Annotated in this window: 8 protein-coding genes; 6 read left to right on the plus strand and 2 right to left on the minus strand. The window is 38.9% G+C overall.

Features of this window, described 5'->3' with window-relative positions:
• Positions 1 to 515: 515 nt before the first annotated feature.
• A complete protein-coding gene (locus tag G1O98_RS34705; protein WP_114080489.1) occupies positions 516 to 770 on the minus strand; it encodes a hypothetical protein in 255 nt (84 codons plus the stop codon).
• A 562-nt stretch (positions 771 to 1,332) separates the two neighbouring features.
• Between G1O98_RS34705 and G1O98_RS34710 the strand changes: the two genes are divergently transcribed.
• The 6 genes from G1O98_RS34710 to hisS all read left to right on the plus strand — a co-directional run bounded on the left by G1O98_RS34710 (position 1,333) and on the right by hisS (position 7,175).
• Positions 1,333 to 3,492: a Tex family protein gene (locus G1O98_RS34710; RefSeq protein ID WP_163938320.1), complete on the plus strand. Its 2,160-nt coding sequence runs from the start codon at positions 1,333 to 1,335 to the stop codon at positions 3,490 to 3,492.
• A 13-nt stretch (positions 3,493 to 3,505) separates the two neighbouring features.
• The gene (locus tag G1O98_RS34715; protein ID WP_163938322.1) at positions 3,506 to 3,847 is read left to right on the plus strand and encodes a 2Fe-2S iron-sulfur cluster-binding protein; all 342 of its coding nucleotides are present in this window, start codon (positions 3,506 to 3,508) and stop codon (positions 3,845 to 3,847) included.
• A 244-nt stretch (positions 3,848 to 4,091) separates the two neighbouring features.
• Positions 4,092 to 4,490, plus strand: coding sequence for a phage holin family protein (locus tag G1O98_RS34720; protein ID WP_163938324.1), 399 nt, complete (start codon positions 4,092 to 4,094; stop codon positions 4,488 to 4,490).
• Between the two features lie 129 nt (positions 4,491 to 4,619).
• Positions 4,620 to 4,811, plus strand: a complete 192-nt coding sequence (locus G1O98_RS34725) for a YqaE/Pmp3 family membrane protein (protein ID WP_114080493.1) — start codon at positions 4,620 to 4,622, stop codon at positions 4,809 to 4,811.
• A 388-nt stretch (positions 4,812 to 5,199) separates the two neighbouring features.
• Positions 5,200 to 5,646 (plus strand): DUF3598 family protein, encoded by a 447-nt coding sequence (locus tag G1O98_RS34730; RefSeq protein ID WP_163938326.1) that lies wholly within the window; start codon positions 5,200 to 5,202, stop codon positions 5,644 to 5,646.
• Between the two features lie 122 nt (positions 5,647 to 5,768).
• The gene (gene hisS, locus G1O98_RS34735; RefSeq protein WP_163938328.1) at positions 5,769 to 7,175 is read left to right on the plus strand and encodes a histidine--tRNA ligase; all 1,407 of its coding nucleotides are present in this window, start codon (positions 5,769 to 5,771) and stop codon (positions 7,173 to 7,175) included.
• Positions 7,176 to 7,572: 397 nt separating this feature from the next.
• Here hisS and nadC read toward each other — a convergent pair whose 3' ends face one another.
• Positions 7,573 to 8,439, minus strand: a complete 867-nt coding sequence (gene nadC, locus G1O98_RS34740; protein WP_163938331.1) for a carboxylating nicotinate-nucleotide diphosphorylase — start codon at positions 8,437 to 8,439, stop codon at positions 7,573 to 7,575.
• Positions 8,440 to 8,611 lie beyond the last annotated feature (172 nt).

Genomic DNA, 8,611 nt, shown 5'->3' on the forward strand with positions numbered 1-8,611 from the left:
TTGAACAACAGTGCAGACAATAAAATGTATATTATAACACATCAAAGTATTAGTTAAATGCAGCACACACCATAGATGAAAACCGATAGTCTGAATTGTTTTTTATATTATCCACGAAGATATTAAATTTTATACATCTCAGAACCTCCCTAGGTCACTTATGATACCTAGGAAGATGGAAAACTCGATTTCTGAATTTTACGATCAAACTTTATTTGATATTATGATTGATTATAAATAGCTTTTTAAAAGCTTGCATCGCCTTTCAAATGGAAAAGTTCAACAATACTTAACCTAAATATGGAGTTTATTCCCTGAATTAGAAAATGAAGCCTACCATTATTAGTAAATAATAAATACAGTACAGTTTCAAGAAGTGGTCAAAATTATACACATATCGAGGCGCTTTTCATCAAAAATTTACTAAGTTTTGTTTTTAAGGACATTACTAGGTTAGGTGACTTATGATTTTTAGCAGTTTAAAGTTGAGAAAAAATATTTTGTCGTGGTTGAGATTATTTAATTTCTCTAGGTTGTTTTCCTGTAGCTTCAGTTTGTTTGAACTCATTTTTCTGCAAAAGTCTGTTCGTAATGATTAAGACAGCGATTAACAATCCAAACTGAATCTGCCAGGGTGCCAATACTAGACTTAAAATCAAGCTAATAGCTGCGAATACACCCGCAAGATATGCAATTTCATCAGTACTCTTTTTAAACATGTAGCCCGTGGCTAAAGCAGTACACAGTGGTATCAAGAAAAACAAAGGCATCTTAGCAAACCTCTGAATGAAAAGTTATTTATTGTGCTTATAAAACAAATTGTTTTGGTAATTGTGGTCAATTTTACATCCAATAAGCTTTTAGGCACAACAGTCGAACTAAATAAATATTAGAGAAAATCAAGGTTACGCAACATTATATCTTACACCAATTTGAATAATTATTGCGATAGATGAAGCACCCAAAAGCTTAACGAATAAATCCTTCGTTTGTGGTAGATACTGCGTGTAACAAGCTTTCAAAGTAGGGATATTAAGACACTATGTGTAGCAATGTTTAAGTGTATACTTATACAAGTGTCTTGGCGATGCTTGTTCTAACCCTCTCCCGACTCAGGATAAGCTGCGCTATGCTATACAAACTCTTCTTCATCTACGCGGATTAATAGGGTTTAAAACTTACTTGCGTAGGTGGGTTTTGTCTCTTTGGCTTATACGCTTGTGAACAATCATCTGGTAAATTAGCTTAAAACTTTGGCCTTGCGCCAGGATAAGGATCTAGCATATTACCTTTAGAAGTAGCATTTTTGTTTTTTTGCATTTTACACACCTAATGCTGAACATTCCTCAATTACTGGCGACTGAAATAAACCTCAAACCTCATCAGGTGCAAAACGCGCTGGAACTTTTGGCGGAGGGTGCAACAATTCCCTTTATTGCACGTTATCGTAAAGAGCGCACCGATGAAATGAATGAAGTGCAACTACGTGAACTGGCTGATCGATATACTTATTTAACAGAACTGGAAGAAAGAAAATCGGTGATTTTAAGTGCGATCGCCCAACAAGGTAAACTTACAGATGAACTCAAAGCCAAAATCTCATTCTGCTTACAAAAAACTGAACTTGAGGATTTATACTTACCCTATCGACCCAAGCGTCGCACCCGCGCCACTATCGCCAGAGAAAAAGGACTTGAACCACTGGCAGAATTCATCAAGTCGCTAAATCTCAAAAATTCTGCAACGGCTTCACTGGAGGAAGAAGCAGCTAAGTATATTTCTGAAACCACGGGAGTCAAAACAGCAGAAGAGGCGCTTAAAGGTGCTGCTGATATTTTAGCGGAAGAAGTCGCTGAAAAAGCGGAATTACGGTCATATATCCGCGATTATCTTTTAGAAGAAGGAGTATTTGTCTCCCGCATCAAAGATGATTATCCCGAAGGTACAACCAAATTTGAGATGTACCGTAACTATCAAATTAGGGTAAAAAATATTGCACCCCATAATATGCTGGCCTTGTGTCGGGGTGAAACCGAAAAAATATTAAGCTTTGAAATTTATTTTGATGAAGATACGGTACTTTACTATCTTGAGTCGAAAGAAATTAAAACCAAAGTTCGGCCAATTCGTGATTTTTATCAGGCGATGTTGAAGGATGCATTTAACCGTTTGATGAAAATCTCTCTAATGGGAGAGGTCATTTCTGAGAAAAAAATCTACGCAGACATAGAATCAATCAAAACATTTGAAACTAATCTTCGAGAGTTGTTACTGTCTGCACCAGCAGGAATGAAACCAACCTTGGCCATAGACCCTGGATTTAGAACTGGGTGTAAAGTTGCTGTCCTCGACCAAACAGGAAAATTTTTGGAATATCAAGCGGTTTTTCCTCATCAAGCGGCTGAACAACGCGCGAAAGCAGCACAAACTGTCAAAAGTCTGATTGAAAAGTACAAAATTGAGTTAATCGCCATTGGTAACGGTACAGCTTCCCGCGAGACAGAAGAATTTGTGACGCAAGTATTACAAACAATAGAACGCAAACCCGTTAAGGTAATGGTGAATGAGTCCGGCGCATCTATATATTCTGCGAGTACTGTAGCGCTTGAAGAGTTTCCCGATTTAGATATTACCGTGCGCGGTGCTATTAGCATCGGCCGCCGTTTGCAAGACCCTTTAGCCGAACTAGTGAAAATCGATCCCAAATCTATTGGTGTGGGACAATATCAGCACGATGTCGATCAGAAGTTGTTGAAAAAGAAATTGGATGACACTGTAGAAAGCTGCGTTAACTATGTCGGCGTAGACTTGAACACCGCCTCCAAAGAACTTCTGACTTCCGTCTCTGGGATTACGGCAACAGTTGCCAATAACATTGTCGCCTATCGTAACCAGAATGGAGCCTTTAAAAATCGCCGCCAACTTTTGAAAGTTCCGAAGCTGGGGCCAAAGGCTTTTGAACAAGCTGCGGGTTTTCTACGGATTCGCGGCGGTGACAACCCATTGGATAATACAGCAGTGCATCCAGAGAGTTATTCTGTAGTAGAAGCGATCGCATCCGATCTAAATGTGCCATTAAATCAGGTGACACAAATTGCCGAAAAACTCAAAAAGACCAACCTGAAAAAATATGTTACCGATAGCGTCGGCGAACCTACACTGCGCGACATCCTCAGCGAACTAGAAAAACCAGGTAGAGATCCCCGTGCTGAGTTTAAGTATGCCACCTTCAAAGAAGGAATTAAGGAAATCAGAGACTTAAAGGTGGGAATGGAACTAGAAGGAATCGTGACAAATGTCGCTAACTTTGGGGCTTTTGTTGATATCGGCGTACATCAAGATGGCTTAGTGCATATATCCCAACTTACTGATAGATTTGTAGACGATCCCAACAGAGTTGTCAAAGTCGGACAAGTAGTTAAAGTGCAGGTGTTAGAAATCAACGAGAAGCTGAAGCGGATTAGTTTGTCGATGAAAACAGTTAAACAATAATTAGAAACAGCCGATGGTAGTTTATCAAGTTCGATTCATCAATCCTACGCTTGGGTTAGATCGCACCATTCAAGTACCAGACGATCAATATATTCTGGATATAGCAGAAGAAGCTGGTATCCGTCTACCATCTGGGTGTAAACAAGGCGAATGTTCTGCTTGTATTGCCAAACTCATTAGCGGTGAAGTTAATCAAAGCGAGCAAAAATTTCTGCGCCCAAGTGAAATACAAGCTGGTTATGTTGTTACTTGTGTAACTTATCCCTTGTCTAATTGCACTTTAAAAACCCATCAAGAACAAGTCTTATATAAGTCAGCCCTTTACTATAAGCCTGAGTCTGGAAAATCTGATTAAATTAATCTTAAATTCGTAGGGTGTGTTAAACAAATTTAACCCACCCTTAAAAACATGGCATCACATTAAGGACGCATAGCTATACGCCTTTACAACTTAGTGCATCAATATGATAACCACTATAGTTTTCTCAATAATAGACCTAATGGTAGAAGCAAATTCTATCTTGCAAGAGAGGTGAAAGTCTGGCACATAGTTAAAGATGAGATAAGAAGTTACAAACAAAAAAGATTAGGTCAAAAAAATGTTGACACCATTATTAACCGCCCTAGCTACAGCTTTGAGCCTGTTGATTGTTGATTTAGTTGTTCCAGGCGTTAATATTGCTAATTTTCCCGCAGCTTTGATTGCCGCTTTAGTAATTGGTCTAATTAACGGTTCAGTTAAACCAGTTCTGTCTGCTCTCTCCCTACCACTTAACTTTCTATCATTTGGAGCATTCTCGCTCGTCGTCAACGGTTTGTGTTTTTGGTTAGCAGCAGTTCTAGTTCCTGGCTTCTCAGTCAGTGGAATTATTGGTTTCCTTCTTGGGCCAGTGATTCTAACCTTTGCTAACACTTTCATTAACAACTACTTCGTTGAAAAAAATCTTTTAACCGGCGGCGCTGATGTTAAAAGCCAAAATGAATTACCTTCTAGATAAATATTAAAGGGAGTAGAAATAGTAATTTCATCGATTTTCTACTCCATATAAAATATCCGAAGGTGGATTTTCAAAATCGGCATCTTCAAAGAATGTAACTAAACAAAATCACCAAAATACAGCAAAATCATGAAATTAGTTCGTTATCTTCTAGGTTTGTTAGTACCTCCTTTAGGTGTTTTCCTGACAGTTGGAATTGGCCCTACATTATTTATCAACATTTTGCTCACAGTTCTAGGCTGGCTACCCGGCAGTATTCATGCAATTTGGGTCATTGCCAAGCATGATGAACAACTAAATCGAGAAAGTGGTATCTACTAATACGCAAAAGAGAATTGGTAAATATTAAATATTAAGTATGGTGCGTTACGATTTTAAGCGTAACGCACCATTTCATTTTGTACCAATTCCAAATTTAACTTGCACAATTAATGGACAATTGGTTGCGTGTAGAATTCAAAAATTAGTCCATACAAGCTAGAAAAGCAGAGTGCTAAATCGAATTGTTAGTACTACATACAGCATTATATAATAGGCTTTGCGGCGTAGAACCTAGTGTGACTCAAACACTAGTACGAGAAATGGCTAATGATTTGCGTCCTGCTACAACCAAAGGGAACTTGCGGTTTGAGTCCGTCACCCGGCAGTAAGTGTAGGTAGTTCCCTTGTGTTGTATCCCTTACCCAAAGTTTTTGAGAGGTGAATTGCAATGTCTAATCTTCGAGAAGGAATGCCCGTACTTGCCCGTCATGAAGGAGATTGGGTAGGAACTTATACATTGATTGATACAACAGGAAAAATCCTCGATAGTTATGAGTCTCACTTAACCTGTCAATTTCCAGAAAATGGCCCTCATCCCTACTATCAAATCAATCGCTACAAGTGGTCTGATGGGAAAGAAGAAAAGCATGAATTTCCAGGAAGCTATAAAGATAATAAACTCTGGTTTGACACCGAGCGCATCCAAGGAAAAGCCTGGGAGATTGATGATTCTGTTGTGATTTTGTGGTTTAGTTATAAAACAAACCCAGAAATGAGTATATACGAAATGATCTACATTAGTCCTGATACTAATAATCGTGCCCGTACTTGGCATTGGTTTAAGAATAATAAAATCTTTCAACGGACTTTAATCCAAGAAGAACGGCTAAGATAGTAATTTCTGTTTTCAGAAATCAATCATTCTTCTCTAGTCCGCACAAGCGGACTTTGTTTGTGTAGCCACGGCTTCAAATGGTTAGGCTCTCATCTCAAATTTCAACTTAGTAAGGTACAAGCATGGCAAAAGGTGACAAAATAAACTTTTCTACTCCTAGTGGTTTCCCAGAATTTCTGCCTAATGAAAAGCGTCTAGAATTATATTTGCTAGATATCATCCGTAGAGTTTTTGAAAGCTATGGATTTACGCCCATAGAAACACCTGCTGTAGAACGTTTAGAAGTGCTGCAAGCTAAAGGAAATCAAGGCGATAATATCATTTATGGCATTGACCCCATTCTGCCACCAAATCGACAAGCCGAGAGAGATAAATCGGGCGAAACGGGTTCGGAAGCAAGAGCATTAAAGTTTGATCAAACAGTTCCTTTAGCAGCTTATATTGCCCGTCACCTGAATGAGTTAACCTTTCCCTTTGCCCGCTACCAAATGGATGTGGTTTTTCGAGGAGAACGCGCGAAAGATGGGCGTTTTCGTCAGTTCCGCCAATGTGATATTGATGTAGTTGCTCGTCGTGAACTCAGCTTGCTCTATGATGCTCAAATGCCTGCAATTATCACTGAGATATTTGAAGCAATAAATATTGGTAATTTTTTGATTCGCATCAATAATCGTAAAGTTCTTACAGGTTTTTTTAAGTCAGTAGGAATTACTGAAGATAAAATTAAATCGTGTATTGGTATTGTTGACAATTTAGAAAAAATTGGTGAAAATAAAGTAAAGCAAGAATTAGAAAAAGAGGAAGTTTCAGGAGAACAGACTCAAAAAATTATTGATTTTATTAAAATTGATGGTTCTGTTGATGAAGTATTAACTAAACTTAAGCATCTCACCCAAAACCTGCCAGAAACCGAGCAATTAAGCCTGGGGATTAGCGAATTAGAAACGGTAATTACAGGCGTGCGTAATCTCGGAGTGTCCGAGAATCGTTTCTGTATTGATTTATCCATTGCTCGTGGTCTTGATTACTATACTGGTACAGTTTACGAAACAACTTTATTAGGACATGAAGCTTTAGGTAGCATCTGTTCTGGCGGGAGATATGAAGAATTAGTTGGGGTATTCTTGGGTGAAAAAATGCCTGGTGTAGGTATTTCTATTGGTTTAACTCGCTTAATTAGTCGATTGTTAAAAGCTGGTATTCTTAGTACCTTACCTGCTACACCAGCCCAGGTGATGGTAGTAAATATACAAGAAGATTTAATGCCAACTTATTTAAAAGTTTCGCAACATCTGCGTCAATGTGGAATTAATGTTATCACTAACTTTGATAAGCGTCCCTTGGGTAAACAATTTCAGCTAGCCGATAAACAAGGAATTCAATTTTGTGTAATTATTGGTTCTGAGGAAGCAGCAACACAAAAGTCTTCTCTGAAAAATTTGAAAACAGGTGAGCAAGTAGAAGTGTTACTGATAGATTTGGCTGAGGAACTTAAAAAACGCTTGCTTCATAAGCTACAAAAATTATAAGGCTAGCTTGGGTTTCATTTCTGATGCTATTGGTAAATTATTTCTTAATATTTTAATTCAACGATAAACCTGTCGTTTCTAAAAATATTGGTTTTCATTTAGCCAAACCAAGCTACGAAAAAATCAGGTTTTTTGGTGATTTAAAGTATAAAGTTATATTTTGCCAACAGCATCAGGAACAAGAACCAACCTTGTATCTTATAAGAAGTGGTAGACCCTCACAACTTGGTCAACAAAGACCGCTTTATAGCAGGATTCACCACAACAATCTCCTAAGCAGGACTCAAACAGTCCCCGGGTTCAAAACTTTCAACACTCTTATTTTTTTAGTGAAATTTTATCCTTCAAAAACCCAAGACTATACAAACTTTGTAATAAAATAATTCACCTTACTTATCTAAAGTGCAATCCTCATACTCAAATCCAACCACTTCGACTGAGTAATCGGCGCACTGCTAGAAATATATTCAACACCAGTCTCTGCCACACTGCGAATCGTCTCTAAAGTCACATTCCCTGAAGCCTCTATTTTCACCCGGCTATTCCGCTCGCGAATCAACTGCACCGCCTCACGCATCATATTCACAGGCATATTGTCTAACATGATAATGTCAACATTGTGCTTCAAAGCTTCTTTCACCTGCTCTAAACTTTCAGTCTCTACCTCTATTGTCAAGGGATAAGGTATTTGAGAACGAATACGGGTAACTGCTTTTTCAATTCCACCTGCCGCCGCAATGTGATTATCCTTAATCATCACTGCATCATCCAATCCCATACGGTGATTAATCGCCCCGCCCAAAGCAGTCGCGTATTTTTCTAACAGTCTCAGTCCAGGTGTAGTTTTGCGCGTATCCACCAACTGAGCAGGTAAATCAGCAATTTTCTCTACATATATGTTAGTCAGCGTAGCAATCCCACTCAACCGCATAACCAAATTGAGCGCAACTCGTTCCCCCATCAGCAGCGCATCCAGCGAACCATGAATTTCAGCTACTACCTGTCCCGGCTCACACCATGTACCTTCAGCCACAACCGCCGTAAAGCTGACTTTTTCATTCAAAAGCTGAAACACCCGAGCTGCAATTGGTAAGCCAGCAGTTATGCCTGGAGCTTTAGCTATCCATTTAGCCGAGCCTAGCGTCACATCTTCTGCTAGTAACGTATTTGTTGTGCGATCGCCCCGGCCAATATCCTCCAACAACCAGCCACGCAAAAGAGGATCTAAAACCAGCCAAGGCGGTAAAACACCAGAACTGCTCACAAATATATTGCTTCCTTAGTAACTTCCAGGAATACTATAGCTTAAAACTCTTACACTCTAAGGCTTTGATGGCGATAGAAAAGCTGTCCAAAATGTTTTTGGAGAAAATAGTTGACATGAGGGGGTGTGTTCGCTATATTGAATAAGTGCCTGAAGCGGAGAGCTTAAAGCG

The sequence above is a fragment of the Nostoc sp. UIC 10630 genome (assembly GCF_010747425.1).
GTDB lineage: Bacteria > Cyanobacteriota > Cyanobacteriia > Cyanobacteriales > Nostocaceae > Nostoc.